Source organism: Rugamonas fusca (assembly GCF_014042365.1).
In the GTDB taxonomy this organism is placed as follows: Bacteria; Pseudomonadota; Gammaproteobacteria; order Burkholderiales; family Burkholderiaceae_D; genus Rugamonas; species Rugamonas fusca.
In genome coordinates this window covers 24,422-40,369 of sequence record NZ_JACEZS010000023.1, presented here as the reverse complement: position 1 = coordinate 40,369, position 15,948 = coordinate 24,422, and the positions used below count along the sequence as shown (strand labels likewise).

Below are 15,948 nucleotides of genomic sequence, written 5' to 3'. Positions count from 1 at the left end.
TGCGGCCCGTGGCCGCCACCCCGGTCAGTGCCGGGACTTGAGCGCCAGCGTGAATGTGCTGCCGTGGCCGAAATCGCTGGTGAAGAACAGCGAGCCGCCAATCAGGTTGGCCAGGTTCTGGCTCAGGTACAGGCCCAGCCCCGCCCCTTCGGCATGGCGGGTCGAGGTGGAGTCCAGTTGCGAGAAGGCCTGGAACAGCTTGGCCTGGTCTTCCTCGCGGATGCCGGCGCCGCTGTCGGCCACGGTGAATTCCACGCGCGGGCCATCCTCGCCGTCGCGCACGGCCAGGCTTACGCGCACCGTGCCTTTTTCCGTGAACTTGATGGCGTTGTTGAGCAGGTTGAGCAGGATCTGGGTCAGGGCCCGGCGGTCCGTGTCCACCGTCAGCGGCTGCTCGGCCAGCGCCACTTCCAGCGCCAGCCCCTTTTGCAGCGCCAGCGGGCGCACGCTGTCGATCGCTTCGGTCACCAGTTGCTGGCACTGCACCGGCTCCACCGTCAGCGACACCTTGCCGGCCTCGATCTTGGCCACGTCCAGGATGTCGTTGATCAGCGAGAGCAGGTGGCGGGCGCTGGCGCGGATCGTGTTGAGCTGCTTGTCCTGCTCCGTCGTCAGGGGGCCGGGCAGTTTCATCAGCAGCGCGCCCGTGAAGCCGATGATGGCGTTGAGCGGGGTGCGCAGCTCGTGCGACATGTTGGCAATGAAGGCCGATTTCATGCGGCTCGCTTCGGCCAGCTCCAGATTCTTCAGCGCGATTTCGCGGTTGATGGTTTCCAGCTCGCCGGCGTGGTGGGCCAGGCGCATGTTCAGTTCGATCACCTGGCGCTCGCGCGCTTGCAGCTCGCTATTGACCTGCACGGCCTGCTCGTAGGTGGAGATCAGCAGGTCCAGGATTTGCTGGCGCTCGGCGTTGATGAAGTGCTTCTGGTCGCCCAGGTAGAGCGCGATGCCGATCTCCATGTTCTGGCTGCGGCGCAGCTTCTGGTTCATCAGCATGTGGCCGATGCGGTTGAGCAGGTACTCCTCCGAATAGGGCTTGCGGATGAAATTGTCGGCCCCGCATTCGATGCCGCGGATGATGTCCTTGGGGTCCGTCAGCGAGGTGACGAGGATGACGGGAATGTCGCGCAGCACCGGGTCCGTCTTGATGGCGCGGCACAGCGTGTAGCCATCCATCTCCGGCATCACGATATCGGACAGCACCAGCTGCGGCTTGGCCGCGCGGATCGCTTCCAGCGCCAGCCGGCCATTGCCGGCCACCCGCGCGCGGTAGCGCATGGACTGGATCAGGCGGCGCAAGCGCTCGGCCTGGGTGGGGCTGTCCTCGACGATCAGGATTTCCGTTTCGTCGGGCTGGATTTCATAACTGGAGTCCACAGGCTGTCTCCTGGAGTCAGGTTCGCGCTGGCCGGCGGCCGGTGCCGGCGTGGACGGGCCGGCGCTGCCGCCCGTGCCGGTTGTTACGGGCTGGTGAGACTATATCGGATTTAGCGGCGCCGCAGTGCAAATTTGCCGCCATCGTGTGCGCGACACTACGCGGGCAAGCCCTGGAACGCGCCGGCCCGGTAGGTCAGCACCAGCGTGTCGCGGTGGCCGTGCGGGCCCAGCGGCTGGATCGGGGTCGATTCGTGGATCACGGCCGCGTCGTCGAGCAGCAGCAGCGACCATGGCGCGGTCAGCGTGAAGCGCTTGCCGTTGGGGCCATCGGCTTCGAAGATGCGGGTTTCGCCGCCCTTGATGTCGCGCCGGCCCACCAGCAGCACGGCCACGAAGTCGACGCCGTCGCGGTGCGCGCCTTCGGGCGTGGGGCGGCCGATGCCGTCGGTGGTGTCGATGCGGAACTGGTGCGCCTCGATGTACCACGGATGGGCGCCGCGCGCGGCCGTGCACAGCTGGCCGATGCCGCGCACCAGTCCCTGCCAGGCCGGCCGCGCCACCGTGGCCGGTTGCACCGGCTCGAACAGGCGCTGCATGCCGCCGTGCAGGGCGTTGTATTCCAGCGGTTGCCAGTGGGGCCGGTGCGCCGTCTGGCGCAAGGTGTCGCCGTCCTGCACGAAGCACGAGTGGCGGCGGCGCCGGTAACGCCCGCCATCCTTCAGGTAGTTATCGAGCGGCAGGTCGTCCCAGCCCGGTTCCAGCGCGGCCAGGTCGGCCAGCGTGCAGCCGGCCAGGCTGGCCACGTCCTCGGGGCGTAGCAGCGCGTAGCCTTGCTGGCGCAGCGCCTGCGGGACAAATTCGGGAGCGGTGAAGGTGGGGGCGGGACTGGTCATGGATGCCTGCGATGAACGATGAGCGATGAGCGATGAGCGATGAGCGATGAGCGATGAGTCAGGGAGCGGGGGAGCGGGCATTGTACGCCGCGCGCCGCGCTTGTGCGCGCGCATGCGCCGGCGCGGCGTCAAACGGCCTGCAGCAGGCTGGCGCGCAGCGCGTTCAATTCGTTCTTCAGGCTCACCACTTGATCGAGACTGCAGCGGGTGGCGCCGATGATATCGGCCGGCAGCGTGGCGGCCACGTGGCGCAGCGCGTCGCCGGCCGGGGTCAGCGAGATGATCACCTGGCGCTCGTCGCTGGCGGCGCGCGCGCGCGTGAGCAGGTCGGCCTGTTCCATGCGCTTGAGCAGCGGCGTGAGCGTGGCCGAATCGAGGAACAGCCGTTCGCCCACTTCCGTCACGGTCAGGCCGTCGCGTTCCCACAGCACCATCATCACCAGGTACTGGGAATAGGTCAGGCCCAGCTTGCGCAACAGCTTGCGATACAGCTTGCTCATGGCAAGCGAGGTGGAATACAGGGCGAAGCACAACTGGCCGTCCAGCTTGGGCACTTGGGGCGGCACGGCGGCCGGTGGGGAGGCGGATTGGGAGGCGGGGGCGGTGGTCATACGGCCAGTATAGATAGCGCGCTATTCAATTGCAAGCGCGGCGCGTAAAAAATGCGGCACGGGGCGGGGGCTCAGGTATGATGATGTTTGGAAACTAATACGCGCATACGCGCACACGCACTACTCAGTAAAGGCTTGCCAGGCATGGACGTCCACCACAGGGCCATCGTACTTGTCGCCGATGGCGCACCCGGGCAGCGCGCGCAGTTGGGGGCGCTGCTGCACGATCAGTACACGCTACGCGAGGCCGGCGATGGCGCCGCCGCGCTGGCGGCCGCGCGCCAGTTGCCGCGCCCGGACTTGCTGCTGCTGGAAGCGGCCCTGCCCGGCGTGGATGGCCTCGATGGCTACGGTGTGCTGGCACAGCTGCGCGCCTGTCCCGACACGGCCGCCATTCCCGTGCTGATGCTGGTCGAGGGCGGCCAGCCGCAAGCCGAGCAGCGTGCCTGGCAGGGCGGGGCGGCCGACGTGGTGCAGCGGCCCTTGCTGGCCGAGGCGCTGCAGGCGCGCGTGGCCACCCACGTCAAACTGCGCCGCTCGCGCGAACTGCTGCGCCACCAGGCCGGCCTGGTCGAGCACCTGGTGCGGGAACGCACGGCCGAACAGGACCAGATGGTGGAAGCGGTGATCTGGGCGCTGGCCGCGCTGGCCGAATCGCGCGACCACAAGACCGTCAACCACATCCGCCGGGTCCAGCACTACGTGGCCGCGCTGGCGCGCCAGTTGCAGGGGCAGCCGCGCTTCGCCCAGGAGCTCAGTGACGCCAACATCGCGCTGCTGTTCCAGGCCGCGCCCCTGCACGACATCGGCAAGGTCGGCATCCCGGACGCCATCCTGCTCAAGCCGGGCCGGCTCACGGACGAGGAATTCGCCGTCATGCAGCGCCACACCATCTACGGGCGCGACGCCATCGCGGAAGTGGAGCGCCACCTGGGCCGCAGCACCACCTTCCTGCGCTACGCGCGCGAGATCGCTTATTCGCACCAGGAGAAGTACGACGGTTCCGGCTATCCGCAGGGGCTGGCCGGCGACGCCATCCCGCTGTCGGCGCGGCTGGTGGCGGTGGCCGCCGTGTATGACGCGCTGATCTCGCGCCGCGTCTACAAGCCGGCCTTCACCCACGAGACGGCGCTGGAACTGATCCGCCAGGGCAGCGGCGAACAGTTCGACCCCGACCTGGTGGACGCTTTGCTGATGGTGGAGGAGGAATTCCTCGACATCGCGGCCCGCTACGCCGACGTGGCCGTGGCCGAGAATGGCGCGTCGGCGCCGCAGCGGGTGGCGGCGCCATAAAAAGGTGGCCGGCACGGATCCGGCCGGGGGGCAGCGTGGAGGCAAGGCAGGCCATGCGCAGACAGGGCTACATCGCGTTCATCGTCGGGCTGTGCCTGACGGCCGCGCTTTGCCTGTTCGTGCTGGGCGAACAGCAGCGCCAGCGGCGCGACGTGTTCCGGCGCGACGCCGACAAGATCACCCACGCCACCGAGGTGCGCCTGCGCACCTATTTCGACATGTTGCTGGCGCTGCGGGCCATGTACGCGCACGACGACCACATCGACCGCGCCGAGTTCCACCGCTTCGTGGCCGCGCTCGACCTGGCGCGGCGCTACCCCGGCTTCCAGGCCATCCAGTTCGTGCGGGCCGTGCCGGCGCCGCAGCTGGCCGCCTACACCGAGGCCGTGCGGCGCGACACCAGCCTGGCGCCACAAGGTTATCCCCAGTTCCGCATCCACCCGGCCGCGCTGCGCGAGACCCATTACGTGATCGAGTACACGGAGCCGCTGGCCGGCAACGAGAACGCCTTCGGCCTGGACCTGGCGGCGCTGCCGCCCCACCTGCAGGCGCTGGAGCTGGGGCGCGACGACGGCGCCATCGTGGCCACCGAGCGCATCACGCTGGTGCAGGACGCCAGTGGCGAACCGGGCTTCGTGGCGCGCGCACCGATCTACCGCAACGGCGCGCCGCTGGCCACGCCGGCCCAGCGGCGCGCCGCGCTGGTGGGCTTTGTGGCCATCGTCTTCAAGGTCAACACCTTGATGCGCGAAGTGATCGAGCCTGGCCTGTTGAACGACCTGTACGTGCGCATCCACGACACGGGTTACCTCAAGGATGGCGCCAGCCAGCCGCCCGGCCCGGACAACCTGCTGTTCGACAGCGGCGGGCGGATCGGCGCGGCGCGCCTGCCGGTCCTGCCGGGGCTGGCCGCCAGCACCAGCCTGGTGGTGGGCGAGCGCCGCTGGCTGCTGCGGGTGGACGGCCACGCCGGCGCGCGCTACAGCGGCGTGGCGGCGCCCGTGCTGCTGGCGGCGGCCGCGGGCCTGATCATCAGCGCGCTGGTGGCGGCCCTGCTGACGGCCAAGCAGGGGCTGGAGCGCAGCCTGGCCGAACTGGCGCGCCAGAAGGACAACGCCGACGCGGCCCACGCCGACCTGTCGGCCGCGCTGGCCAGTTTGCAGCTGGCCCAGGCCAACCTGATCACGTCGGAAAAGATGGCGTCGCTGGGGGCGCTGGTGGCGGGCGTGGCGCACGAGCTCAACACCCCGATCGGCAACAGCCTGCTGACGGCCACCGCGCTGGGCGACCGGGTGGCCGAGTTCGAGCGCCAGCTCGGCGGCGAGGGCGGCGTCAAGCGCTCGGCGCTGGTGGCCCACCTGGCCGACGCGGGCAAGGCGTGCACCATCATCGCCGCACAGCTGGCGCGGGCGGCCGACTTGATCACCTCGTTCAAGCAGGTGGCCGTGGACCAGTCCAGCGGCCAGCGCCGCCGCTTCCTGCTGGAGGAGGTGGTGCGCGACGTGCTGGCCACGTTCGCCGTGCAGCTGCGCCATGCGGCCTGCACGGTGGAAGTGGAGGTGGAAGCGGGGCTGGAATTGCTGTCCTATCCGGGCAGCGTGGGCCAGGTGCTGAGCAACCTGCTCAACAACGCGCTGCTGCATGGCGTCGATGGCGGCGGTGGCACCGTCACCATCAGCGCCCGGCGCCAGGGGCCGCACGAGGCCGTGCTGCGCTTCGCCGACAACGGCAAGGGCATGTCCGAGCGCACGCTGCGCCAGGTGTTCGACCCGTTCTTCACCACGCGGCTGGGGCAGGGCGGCTCGGGACTGGGCATGCACATCGTCTACAACATCGTCACCAGCGTGCTGCATGGGCGCATCGACGTGCAGTCGGCGCCGGGCCAGGGCACGTGCGTGACCATCACGCTGCCGCTGGAGGCGCCCGTGTGGGAGCCGGCCGCCTAGGGCCGCGCGCGGCGCGCCGTCACAGGAAGCCGCGCACCGGCAACGCGGCGTCGCGCTGTATCCAGTTGCGCGGCGAATAGCTGCTGCGGCCGTCCGTCACATGCAGCGTGTAGGCGTGGCGCGAGACGGGCGAGCGGTTCGGCGCGCTGTAGTGGGGCAGCAGGCCGTGGAAGCACACCAGGCTGCCCGCCTGGCAGGCCAGCGGCACGGCCGTGCGCCCGTCCGGCCACGGCGTGGCGTCCAGCTTTTCCATCGTCACCTTGTCGCCGTGGCGCAGGAAGCGCTCGCGCATGGGGCCGCGGTGGCCGCCCGGTTCGGCCCACAGGCAGCCGTTGTCCCGCGTGGCGTCTTCCAGCGCGAACCAGAACGTGGTGACGGTGACGGGATCGGTGTCGAAATAGGTGGCGTCCTGGTGCCAGCGCACTTCGCCGCCGATGCCGGGCTGCTTGAAGATGTACATCGATTGCCAGACCTGGGCCTGCTCCAGCCCCAGGTCGCGCGCCACGGCGGCCAGCCGCGCGTCGGCCGAGAAGGCGCGGAACACGGGGTCCAGGTCGTGCATGGCGTGGCCGATCTTGTTGATCGACAGTGATTTGTCCTGCTGCAGTTGACCGTCCGGGCCGAACGCCTCCTCCTCGAAGAAGCAGCGTATGGTGTTGTCCGAACCGAGGAAGTAAGCGTCGGCGCGCTGTTCCTGCTCGCGCGTGGTGAAGATGCCGGCCGCCGCCGACGGGTCGAAGGCGTCCACGATCTGCGCGGCGCGCGCGCGCAGGGCGGCGATCTCGGTGGCGTTCTTGAAGCCGGGCAGGACGAGGTAGCCGTCCCGTTGGTATTGCAGTTTCTGCGCCTCTGTCAGCATGGCCGCTCCGGTGGTTGGTGGGCAAACGACTCGCATGGCCATTGTACCGGCAGACCGCAGGCCGGGCTCACACTTGCCAGGCGCCGTCCTTGTAGACCTGCTCGTCGTCCAGGTAGACCGCTTCCGTCACTGCGAACACGTCCACGTGGTAGCGCGCGTCCTTGCGCCGGAATTGCGGCTTGGGATAGACGCCGTGCTTGGCGCCCAGCGACAGGTGGATGCCGCACATGCGCTCGTAGGTGCCGATGTCGTTGACCGTCAGCTCGCGCGAGAAGGCGCGGTTCATGCCGAAGCCCAGTTCGCGCAGCCACACTTCGCCCTCGTGGGCACGGATGATCTCGAGCATCTGGTCGAACGCGGGCGTGCTGTGCTCCACGCCCGTCACCCGGCCCCGCTCGACGATCAGGGTGATCGGGTGCGCGGGGCGGTTGACGAGGAACTGGGTGTCGCCGAACACGAAGATGCGCACCCGCCCGTGCACCGCTTCCAGGTCCAGCGCCTCGGTGAACACTTCACCGAGCGGGAACTGGCCGCCCACGTTGTTCATGGCGCGGTAGTCGCCGATATTGAGCTTGGCCGGCTCGAACGGGGAGCCAAACACGAGCCGCTCGCCGCCGCTGTCGATCACGCCGCCGGAGGCGCGGTCGATGCGGGCCTTGAGCGCGTGGCCCACGCCGCGGTAGTAGGCCGGGTCGTAGGCCAGCGCGTCGATGTAGTGGCGGCCCTGCTCGCCGGGCATGCGCGACAGGTGCACGTGCTCGATCACTTTCAGGCCGCGCTTGAACAGTTCGATGCGGATGCGGAACGCTTCGAGCCGGAAGCTGGTGGACTGGATCAGCACCACCAGGTCGCCGGGCGCCATGCGGGCGAAGGCAGCCAGCACTTGCTCGGGCGTGACGGTGTCGAAATCGATGAAGGTGGCGCCGGGGATGGCGCGCCGGTACGCTTCCGTCAGCGCCAGATTGAGATCGCAGCGCCGGTCATGGACGACCAGGGCGCCGTGGCTGGGCGCGTAGTCGATGGCCAGCGCCAGCAGGTCGCTCACGTTGCGCGCGGCCGTATCCACCGTCGTCGTGGCGATCACCCCGAACGGCGCGGTGGCGGGCGGGAGGGAAGACGGGGAGGCGGGGGCGGCGGACGTCATGTTGTGGTGAATCAAGGCAAAAGGGAATGTTGGGCATTATACGGGGGAAGCGCGGGTGCTTTCTTCTTGTACATGGCCGGGGTGCGTTGTAGAATTCAGAGAAATATAGCCGCTGGGAAACTAGCGGCACATCATGAGGGATGCCCGATGAGCATAACGATGGGACAGGATTTGCCACTGGAGCGGCCCGACGCCGAAGGCCGCGCGGCCCTGTTCGTGCCCACGGCCGCCATCAAGGAGGAGGTGCTGGCAACCATCCGCAAGGGCGCCGCCGTGGTCGGTTTTGGCAACCATGACCGCACCCTCACCATCTACTACGAGAGCAACCGCTTCAACGAGCCGCTGCTGGTCAAGTGGGAACAGAAGGCCCGCAAGGCCTACGACCGGCTGGTCGACAACCTGCCCACCGTGTCCAAGATGACGGCCAAGATGGAGCACTTCGAGCAGGTGGGCTACATCAACGGCAAGGGCATCACGATCCGCCGCATGGCCAGCCTGATGCGCTGGCTGGAGCAGTCCGAGGCGCTCGACAGCGCGCCGGCCACGGAACTGATTCAATTCACCCCGCCCCCGCCACCGAAGAAGATCGTCGCCGAATAAGGCCAGGCCAGAGCGCTGCAAGGCAGGCCACCGGCCGCGCCGGCCACGCCACGCCCAGGCGCGGCCGGATCAACTTTTCCTGAAATTTTCTTGGGTGAATTGAAACTTTCCTGTGGGCATGTGCTATCGTTTGCCCAAGCGGCGGACACAGCCGTATCCGCGGCGGCTGTCCGGCCGTCGCCCTGTTACCACAAGGAGACTGCATCATGCGACAACTGTACCAATACCTGATGACGGCGCTGCTGGCGCTGGGCCTGGCCGGCGCCGTCCAGGCCCAGGAAGCGAGCCATCGCGGCACGGCCGACGAAGCCGTGGCCATGGTCAAGAAGGCCAGCGCCTACCTGCAAAAGAACGGCAAGGACAAGGCCATCGCCGCCTTCAACGATCCCAAGGGCGAATTCATCAACGGTGACCTGTACGTGTTCATGATCGACACCAGCGGCGTGATGCTGGCGCACGGCCAGAACCCCAAGATGGTCAACAAGAACCTGATGGAGCTGAACGCCGGCGGCGTCTATCCGCTCAAGGAATTCCTCAAGCTGACCAGCGGGCCGGCCGGCAAGGGCTGGGTCAAGTACATGTGGCCCAATTCGGTCTCCAAGAACATGGAGGAGAAGAACACCTACGTGGAAAAAGTGGGGGAATACGTGATCGGGGTGGGGATCTACAAGTAAGGGGCCCGGGGCCGTCCGGCCCCGTCGTTCTCCCGGCGGGGAGGCGTGACCGAGGACACGGTGCGGCGCTCCAGCGGCATCGAGCATAGCGACCACCTGTTGGCGGATCTCGATCAGGCATGGGCTGAAGTCTGATGGGCGCCCAGGCTTACTCGTAATATGCGGGCGCCATCTTCAGCGTGTCGCGCTGGGCCTGGTCGTGGTTGATCCACAGCTGCGCGTGTTGCTGCGCCAGCAGATCGGCGATGCGCTGCATCGAGGCCAGCGTCTTGTCCTTGTCGACGTTGATCGAGGGGACGCGCCGATAATCCCAGTTGCTCTTGAAGTGGATGGCGTCGCCCGACAGCACGAGCGCTCCCGTCTTGGGCAGCTTGACCAGCAGCGACTGGTGGCCGGGCGTGTGGCCGGGCGTGGCGATGATGGTGACGCTGCCGTCGCCGAACACGTCCTTGTCGCCTTCGACCGTGGTGACCGGATGCTCGGGCTTGAAGCGCGGCGCGTTGTTGGCGCCGGGCCAATCGTACTCGGCCTTCTGCACCAGCAGCATCGTCTGCGGGAACAGCTCGACATTGCCGATGTGGTCCGGGTGGGCGTGGGAAACGGCCACATACCGGATGTCCGCTGGCTGGACGCCGAGTTGCGCCAGCTGGCCCGCGAGCGTCTTCGGCCGGCGCCAGTGCACCGCCTTGGGATCTGCCGGCGCCAGTCCATCGGGCAGGGCGGCGATGGCGTCGCTGACGCCGGTGTCCCACAGCATCCAGCCCTGGGCATGCTTGATCAGGTAGCAATTATCGACGAACGGCATCGGTTGCCCGACATTGACGCCCGGCGACCAGCGCGAGACGTCCCCGGCCTCGCCTTCGCCGCAGTTGAGGATGTAGAGCCGCTCGACCCCGCTGGCGCGCGGCGCGGGCATGCCGCTGCAGCCGGCGACGAGGATGGCCAGCGACGCGAGCGCGAGCCTGGCGGCGATGAACGGCGCTTTCAGCATGATGCATTCCTCCTGGTAGGGACGTGATGAACGCCGGCCAGGCCAACGATGACCTGTCAGGCGACCAGCTTGCGTAACCACGACAGTAGCACTGTGGCCAATAATTCGGTGCGCGGCAGGATGGCGAACTGGTGCCGGCCAAATACCTGGCCCAGGTAATGCGCGGCCTGATGGTCTATCGTCAGGCAGAAGGTGGCGATGCCGCTGTTGTCGGCCTCCACCACGGCCTGCCGCAAATCGTGCAATCCATACTTGCCTTCATAGACGTCGACATCATTGGGCTTGCCGTCCGTGAGCAGCAGCAGTAGCCGGTGCCGGGCTGGCTGCGCGGCGAGCATGGCGGCCGCATGGCGCACGGCGCTGCCCGTGCGCGTGTAGTGTTCCGGTTCGATGCCGGCGATGCGCAAGGCCACGGCCTGTCTGTATGGTTCGGTGAAGCGCTTGATGTCGCGCACCACCACGCCTTCCCGGCCTTCGCCGCTGAAAGCCATCACGCCAAACGGTTCACCGAGCGCGTCGAGCGCATGGCTTACCAGCAGCAAGGCTTCCCGTTCCACGTCGATCACGCGGCGCTGGTCGCTGATCCAGCCGTCGGTCGATCCGCTCACGTCCACCAGCACCAGCACCGCGAGGTCGCGCCGTTGCAGGCGCTGCGTCTCGAACACGCGGCCATCGGGTTCGCCGCCGGCGCGGCGCGCCGATTCCGCGTCGACCCAGGCATCCACGTCCAGCGCTTCGCCGTCGGGCTGGAAGCGGTGGCGCACGCGCCGCGCGCGCAGCAGTTGAAAGCCGCGCCGCACCGCACCCAGCAGCGTGGCGTGCTGGCGCACGGCGCGTTCGACGATGGCCGGATCGCCCGCCACCGCCGGCGTCGTCCAGACCACGCTGCCGGCGCTGGCATAGTCGCCGCGGCGGTAGTCCCATTCCGGATAGGTGTGACGCGTGCCCTGGTGGCCGCCATTGGCCGCTGGCTGGCTGGCGCCGGTGCCCGCGATCGGCTCGTCGCTCATCAGCACTTCGGCCGGCGCGCCGGGCGTGGCGACCAGCCGCGCCTCGGGCAACTCGGACAAGGCGTCGCCGAAGTCACTGGCCTGGGTATCCGTGTCCCGGTCGGTGGGCCGCTGCAAGCCCATGGGGTCTTCCGCCTTTTCGTGCGGCTGTGCGCTCTGGAGCACGAACGGTCCCGGCGAGGTTTGATCGTCCTCGCCCTGCCGGGCCGCCCTGGCCTGCGGACGGCGCGCCAGCCTGGCGCTGCGCGGCGGCTGGCGTGATGCGTGCCCACTATCATGGCCGCCGGGGAGCGCGGCCGGCGCCGCGTCGGGCCGTTTGAACTCGCCCAGCCACAGGTCCTTGTGCAGTAGTGCGCCTTGGCTAGCCGGCGGCACCTCGCGCGCCACTTGCGCGACCAACTGGTACAGCGCGGCGCAGGGCAGGGCCAGCGCATCGGCTGGCAGTGCGGCGAGCGGCGGCTGGCCGCGCAGCGCGCGCAGCACCGCCTGTTCGATCCAGGCCACGCCGCCGGTCAGGCGCGCCGGATCGGGGCGCGCCGCCAGCGCCTCGGCGCGCAGCTGCGCCAGCGTCGGCCCCAGGCCGGGTAAGCGGCGCAGCAACAGGACCTCGCACACCCACGCCTCGCAGACATGGAACAGCGCGCCCGCCAGATCGTCGCGCGTGCCGAACGCGGGAGCGCCGCGCACGGCGCGCGTGGCCTGCAGCAAGGCCAGCGCCCGGTAGCGTTCAAGGGCCGGGCCGTGCGCGAGCCGCAACGTTGACGGCAGCCAGATCGCCTGGCCATCGGTGGCCGGCAGCGCGACGGTGTGCGCGCGAGCCTGGCCTCGCCGGAACAGGCGTTCCAGCATGGTGCGGGGCAGGGGCGCTGGCGCGGCATGGAAACGGAAGCTGCGGCCGTATGCCGCGTTGCACAGCAGGTCGAGCCGTTCGGCGACGGTCTTCAGCGCCAGCTCCGGTTCGCCGCCGTGTTGTTGCTGGCGTTGACGGTGGCGCTGGCGCGCCCGCTGCAGATGGTCGAACGCGAACCGCGCCGCATCCGTGATGACGTCTTCCGCTTCCGGCATCGCGCTACACGAAGCTGGCCCGGATCAGGTCGTCCATGGCGCCAGTCAGGGCGCCATCGTCCGACAGCGGGGCCACGATGGCCGCATAGCAGGCCTGGTGCGGATGGATGCCGCTGGCGATCAGGCGCGCGGCGGCCACCAGCAGCCGGGTGCTGGGCACCTCGGCCAGGCCCCGGTCATGCAGCTGGCGCAGGCGGCCGGCCAGCGTCACCAGCTCATGGGCCAAGGCCGGGGCCACGCCGCCTTCATGGGCCACGATCGCCATCTCGCGCTCGGGCCGGGGGAAATCGAAGTCGAAGCCGACGAAGCGCTGGCGCGTGCTGGGCTTGAGGTCTTTCAGCATGCGCTGGTAGCCGGGGTTGTACGAGATGACGAGCTGGAAGCCGGGTGCGGCTTCTATCGTCTCGCCCGTCTTGTCGATGGGCAGGATGCGGCGGTGGTCCGTCAACGGATGCAGCACCACCACCGTGTCCTGGCGTGCCTCCACCACTTCGTCGAGGTAGCAGATGGCGCCGCTGCGCACGGCGCGCGTGAGCGGGCCATCCTGCCATACCGTGTTGCCGCCTTCGATCAGGAAGCGTCCCACCAGGTCGGACGTGGTCAGGTCGTCATGGCAGGACACGGTGACGAGGGGCCGGCCCAGTTTCCACGCCATGAATTCGACAAAGCGCGTCTTGCCGCAGCCGGTGGGCCCTTTCAGCATGACGGCCAGCTTGCGTTCGTGGCACTGCTCGAACAGCGCCACCTCGCCGCCTTGCGGCTGGTAGTAGGGCGCGGCCGGGGACGCCCCGTGCGCCGACTCAGGCTCCCGCTGCATAAGGCTGCCCCTGCGCGTTGTCACTGAATTCCATGCGCGGGCCGTAGCGGAAGAAGTCGATGATGAACAGCACCACCCCACTGGCGAACAGCGACGCCGTCGCGATCAGCATCAGGAAGTGGACCTGTATCTTCAACTGCGCGTCCAGGAAGCCCAGGCCCATGATCCGCTCCAGGTAGACCTGGCCGATGCCGGCCGTGGCGAACGACAGCGTCATGCCGAACATGCCGCCGATCTGCAGCCAGAACGCCCAGTAGCCCAGCGCCGTACCTTCCTCGGGGCGGCGCGTGAGGCCGGGCAGGGCGAAGGAGATCATCGCCATCACGATCATGGCGTAGGCGCCGTAGAAGGCGGCGTGGCCGTGCATGGCGGTGATCAGCGTGCCGTGGGTCCATTTGTTCACGGACGGGAAGGTGTGGGCGAGGCCGAGCAGCCCGGCGCCGAACAGGGTGAACACGGCGCTGCCCACCGTCCAGTGCAGGGCCAGCTTGTTGGGATGGCCGGCGCCGGTGCGGCGGATGGTCGAATAGGCATAGATGGCCATGCCGATCAGTGCGACCGGCTCCAGCGCACTGAAAAAGCCGCCGATGGGCAGCCAGTAGCTGGGCACGCCCACCCAGTAGTAGTGGTGCGCCGTGCCGAGGATGCCGGCAATGAACACCAGGCCGACGATCACGTAGAGCCACTTCTCCATCACTTCGCGGTCGGCGCCCGACAGGCGGATCAGCAGGTAGGCGAGGAAGCCGCCCTGTATCATCTCCCATACGCCTTCGACCCACAGGTGGATGGTCCACCAGCGGTAGAAAATGGATACCGTGTAGTTCTTATATTCCAGCAGGGCCGGCAGATAGAGCACGGCGGCCAGTCCCAGCCCGCCCAGCAGCACGCCTTCGCTGGTGGTCAGGCGGCCGGACTTCTTGTTGGTCATGCCGACGTTGTAGAGGAACATGAGCATGACGATCACGATCACGATCTTGTGCGGCAGCGGTTGTTCGAGCAGCTTGTTGCCCGTCCCCCAGCGGAACAGGTAGCCGATGATGGCCGTCACGCCCATCAGCACCCACAGCACGAGCTGGAGGTAGGCCAGCCTGGTGCTGTGCAGTTCGGTGCGCGATTCGTCGGGCACCATCCAGTAGGTGGCGCCCATGAAGCCGCACAGCACCCACACCACCAGCAGGTTGGTGTGGATCACCTTGGTGACGTCGAACGGCAGGATGTACAGCAGCGGGTCCGGCCCCAGGTACTTCGACGCCGACAACAGGCCGAACACCAGCTGCAGGCCGAACAGGGCCACGGCCACCGCAAAGTACCAATAGGCGACTGATTGGGATTTGTATTTCATCGCGTTTGCTCCGGTTACTTCAACGTCGACAGGTAGGCCACCAGGTGATCGAGCTGTTCGGGCTTGAGCGCGCTGGGATAGGTGGCCGGCATGAACGACTTGCCATCGGCCGAATACATGGCGCCTGGCACGATGTGGGCACTGGGCGTGAGCACCGACTCGCGGATGTAGCCCGCCAGGTCCTTGGCGTGGCCGTGGTATTCGCTGCTGGCCAGCAGCGCCTGGGTGCGGCTGGCCAGTCCTGCCAGCGATGGTCCGGCCATGTTCACGCCGGGCGCCGTCGAATGGCATGCGGTGCAGGCCGGCACCGCGCTGCGGAACACGGCTTCGCCCAGCGCCACCGGATCCTCGGTGGCCGCGGCAGCGCCCGCGCCGGCCGCTTCGCCGCGGGGCGGCTGGCTGGCGTTGCGGTCGGTGCCGGGGAAGGTGGCGCCCGTCACCAGCAGCGGCCGTGGCGGCCAGCCCTGGTTGTCGACTTTCGATACCCAGTCGAGGAAGGCGATCAGGCCGGTGATGTCGGCGTCGCTGAGGTTCTGGCGCGGCATCAGGCGGCGGTGTTTGTTCTCGTCGTAGAACTTGGCCGGGTCCTTGAGGTAGGCGCGCAGGTAGGCTTCGCCGCGCAGCTGGGTGATCTTGGTCAGGTCCGGCGCGTAGTAGGCGCCCTCGCCGAACAGGGTGTGGCAGTTGATGCAGTTATTGTTGTGCCACACGTCCTTGCCGCGCGTGACCTGGTCGGTGATGGCGTTGGCGTTGGTCAGCTTGTCGAACTGGCGATGGCTGTCCAGCGTCAGGCCCAGGAAGGCGACCGAGGCGATGGCGGTGGAAACGATGGCGAAGACCCGGGCTTGTCGCTTGTTCACGCTGGCCTCCTAGACGGAAATCGCGGGCCAGTAGCGCAGCGCCGTCACCGCCGAATAGGCGATCGCCAACGCGATGAGAACGACGACAAGATAAGCGAACAACTTCAACGACGTGATCCAGGCGTTCATCGTGTTCCTCCTTGAAGAGTGCTGCTGATAATAACTCGACAACGTGCGCACGGGTGCAAGTTTAGGATAAAAACAACAATAGTGGACTGGATGCCCGTGCTGGCGGGAGTGCGGAATCCGTGCGTCGGCAACAGAATGGGCGAGAAGATAGTGCCTGGTCGGTGCTGCGGGACCCTGTGGCGAAGCTTCTATTTCCGCTTCTATTTTCTTCTGCTTTGTTCGGCATGAACCTATTTCGCGTTTTCCGATCTAAAGAGAAGGATGCAGAAAAAACCAGAAGGAGAAATAGAATGGAATCCACAGTGAGCCTGCCCCTCCACAGCAGCACCTTATCGCG

14 protein-coding genes are annotated in these 15,948 nt (G+C 67.8%); 4 read left to right on the top strand and 10 right to left on the bottom strand.

Going from position 1 to position 15,948, the window contains the following annotated elements:
• Nucleotides 1–24: 24 nt before the first annotated feature.
• From H3H36_RS21500 to H3H36_RS21490, 3 genes are all read right to left on the bottom strand, one after another.
• On the bottom strand, nucleotides 25–1,377 hold the full coding sequence (locus tag H3H36_RS21500; protein WP_182220130.1) for a hybrid sensor histidine kinase/response regulator: 1,353 nt from the start codon (nucleotides 1,375–1,377) through the stop codon (nucleotides 25–27).
• A 155-nt stretch (nucleotides 1,378–1,532) separates the two neighbouring features.
• Complete coding sequence (locus H3H36_RS21495) at nucleotides 1,533–2,270, bottom strand: 2OG-Fe dioxygenase family protein (protein WP_182220129.1); 738 nt, start codon at nucleotides 2,268–2,270, stop codon at nucleotides 1,533–1,535.
• Nucleotides 2,271–2,398: 128 nt separating this feature from the next.
• Nucleotides 2,399–2,881: a MarR family winged helix-turn-helix transcriptional regulator gene (locus H3H36_RS21490; RefSeq protein WP_182220128.1), complete on the bottom strand. Its 483-nt coding sequence runs from the start codon at nucleotides 2,879–2,881 to the stop codon at nucleotides 2,399–2,401.
• A gap of 144 nt (nucleotides 2,882–3,025) precedes the next feature.
• Here H3H36_RS21490 and H3H36_RS21485 point away from each other — a divergent pair, with 144 nt between their 5' ends.
• Nucleotides 3,026–4,174: an HD-GYP domain-containing protein gene (locus H3H36_RS21485; protein WP_182220127.1), complete on the top strand. Its 1,149-nt coding sequence runs from the start codon at nucleotides 3,026–3,028 to the stop codon at nucleotides 4,172–4,174.
• Nucleotides 4,175–4,227: 53 nt separating this feature from the next.
• Nucleotides 4,228–6,120, top strand: coding sequence for a CHASE domain-containing protein (locus tag H3H36_RS21480; RefSeq protein ID WP_182220126.1), 1,893 nt, complete (start codon nucleotides 4,228–4,230; stop codon nucleotides 6,118–6,120).
• A gap of 19 nt (nucleotides 6,121–6,139) precedes the next feature.
• Here H3H36_RS21480 and H3H36_RS21475 read toward each other — a convergent pair whose 3' ends face one another.
• Complete coding sequence (locus H3H36_RS21475) at nucleotides 6,140–6,979, bottom strand: phytanoyl-CoA dioxygenase family protein (RefSeq protein WP_182220125.1); 840 nt, start codon at nucleotides 6,977–6,979, stop codon at nucleotides 6,140–6,142.
• Between the two features lie 67 nt (nucleotides 6,980–7,046).
• On the bottom strand, nucleotides 7,047–8,123 hold the full coding sequence (locus H3H36_RS21470) for a M29 family metallopeptidase (protein ID WP_182220124.1): 1,077 nt from the start codon (nucleotides 8,121–8,123) through the stop codon (nucleotides 7,047–7,049).
• 147 nt (nucleotides 8,124–8,270) lie between these two features.
• On the opposite strand from H3H36_RS21470, the gene H3H36_RS21465 reads away from it, so the two are divergent.
• Both H3H36_RS21465 and H3H36_RS21460 read left to right on the top strand, forming a co-directional pair.
• A complete protein-coding gene (locus H3H36_RS21465) occupies nucleotides 8,271–8,723 on the top strand; it encodes a hypothetical protein (RefSeq protein ID WP_229220034.1) in 453 nt (150 codons plus the stop codon).
• Nucleotides 8,724–8,929: 206 nt separating this feature from the next.
• Entirely contained in the window at nucleotides 8,930–9,397 is a 468-nt protein-coding gene (locus tag H3H36_RS21460; protein ID WP_182220123.1) for a cache domain-containing protein, read from the top strand.
• A gap of 148 nt (nucleotides 9,398–9,545) precedes the next feature.
• On the opposite strand, the gene H3H36_RS21455 is transcribed toward H3H36_RS21460, so the two are convergent.
• The 5 genes from H3H36_RS21455 to H3H36_RS21435 are packed head-to-tail and all read right to left on the bottom strand — an operon-like array spanning nucleotide 9,546 to nucleotide 15,482.
• Nucleotides 9,546–10,388, bottom strand: a complete 843-nt coding sequence (locus tag H3H36_RS21455; protein ID WP_182220122.1) for an N-acyl homoserine lactonase family protein — start codon at nucleotides 10,386–10,388, stop codon at nucleotides 9,546–9,548.
• A gap of 56 nt (nucleotides 10,389–10,444) precedes the next feature.
• Nucleotides 10,445–12,463 (bottom strand): nitric oxide reductase activation protein NorD, encoded by a 2,019-nt coding sequence (locus H3H36_RS21450; protein WP_182220121.1) that lies wholly within the window; start codon nucleotides 12,461–12,463, stop codon nucleotides 10,445–10,447.
• 4 nt (nucleotides 12,464–12,467) lie between these two features.
• Nucleotides 12,468–13,280, bottom strand: coding sequence for a CbbQ/NirQ/NorQ/GpvN family protein (locus tag H3H36_RS21445; RefSeq protein ID WP_182220120.1), 813 nt, complete (start codon nucleotides 13,278–13,280; stop codon nucleotides 12,468–12,470).
• Nucleotides 13,264–14,622 carry a cbb3-type cytochrome c oxidase subunit I gene (locus H3H36_RS21440; RefSeq protein WP_182220119.1) on the bottom strand — a complete coding sequence of 453 codons (1,359 nt, stop codon included), beginning with the start codon at nucleotides 14,620–14,622 and terminating at the stop codon, nucleotides 13,264–13,266. Before H3H36_RS21440 ends, H3H36_RS21445 begins: the two co-directional genes overlap by 17 nt.
• A 14-nt stretch (nucleotides 14,623–14,636) precedes the next feature.
• Complete coding sequence (locus H3H36_RS21435; protein ID WP_182220118.1) at nucleotides 14,637–15,482, bottom strand: c-type cytochrome; 846 nt, start codon at nucleotides 15,480–15,482, stop codon at nucleotides 14,637–14,639.
• Nucleotides 15,483–15,948: the final 466 nt, after the last annotated feature.

What these genes read in the sequence shown, in the direction of transcription:
- H3H36_RS21465 (WP_229220034.1), top strand. Translation starts at nt 8,271, where the DNA reads ATGAGCATAACGATGGGACAGGATTTGCCACTGGAGCGGCCCGACGCC.
- H3H36_RS21450 (WP_182220121.1), bottom strand. Translation starts at nt 12,463, where the DNA reads ATGCCGGAAGCGGAAGACGTCATCACGGATGCGGCGCGGTTCGCGTTC.
- H3H36_RS21490 (WP_182220128.1), bottom strand. Translation starts at nt 2,881, where the DNA reads ATGACCACCGCCCCCGCCTCCCAATCCGCCTCCCCACCGGCCGCCGTG.
- H3H36_RS21485 (WP_182220127.1), top strand. Translation starts at nt 3,026, where the DNA reads ATGGACGTCCACCACAGGGCCATCGTACTTGTCGCCGATGGCGCACCC.
- H3H36_RS21475 (WP_182220125.1), bottom strand. Translation starts at nt 6,979, where the DNA reads ATGCTGACAGAGGCGCAGAAACTGCAATACCAACGGGACGGCTACCTC.
- H3H36_RS21445 (WP_182220120.1), bottom strand. Translation starts at nt 13,280, where the DNA reads ATGCAGCGGGAGCCTGAGTCGGCGCACGGGGCGTCCCCGGCCGCGCCC.
- H3H36_RS21460 (WP_182220123.1), top strand. Translation starts at nt 8,930, where the DNA reads ATGCGACAACTGTACCAATACCTGATGACGGCGCTGCTGGCGCTGGGC.
- H3H36_RS21455 (WP_182220122.1), bottom strand. Translation starts at nt 10,388, where the DNA reads ATGCTGAAAGCGCCGTTCATCGCCGCCAGGCTCGCGCTCGCGTCGCTG.
- H3H36_RS21480 (WP_182220126.1), top strand. Translation starts at nt 4,228, where the DNA reads ATGCGCAGACAGGGCTACATCGCGTTCATCGTCGGGCTGTGCCTGACG.
- H3H36_RS21440 (WP_182220119.1), bottom strand. Translation starts at nt 14,622, where the DNA reads ATGAAATACAAATCCCAATCAGTCGCCTATTGGTACTTTGCGGTGGCC.
- H3H36_RS21495 (WP_182220129.1), bottom strand. Translation starts at nt 2,270, where the DNA reads ATGACCAGTCCCGCCCCCACCTTCACCGCTCCCGAATTTGTCCCGCAG.
- H3H36_RS21470 (WP_182220124.1), bottom strand. Translation starts at nt 8,123, where the DNA reads ATGACGTCCGCCGCCCCCGCCTCCCCGTCTTCCCTCCCGCCCGCCACC.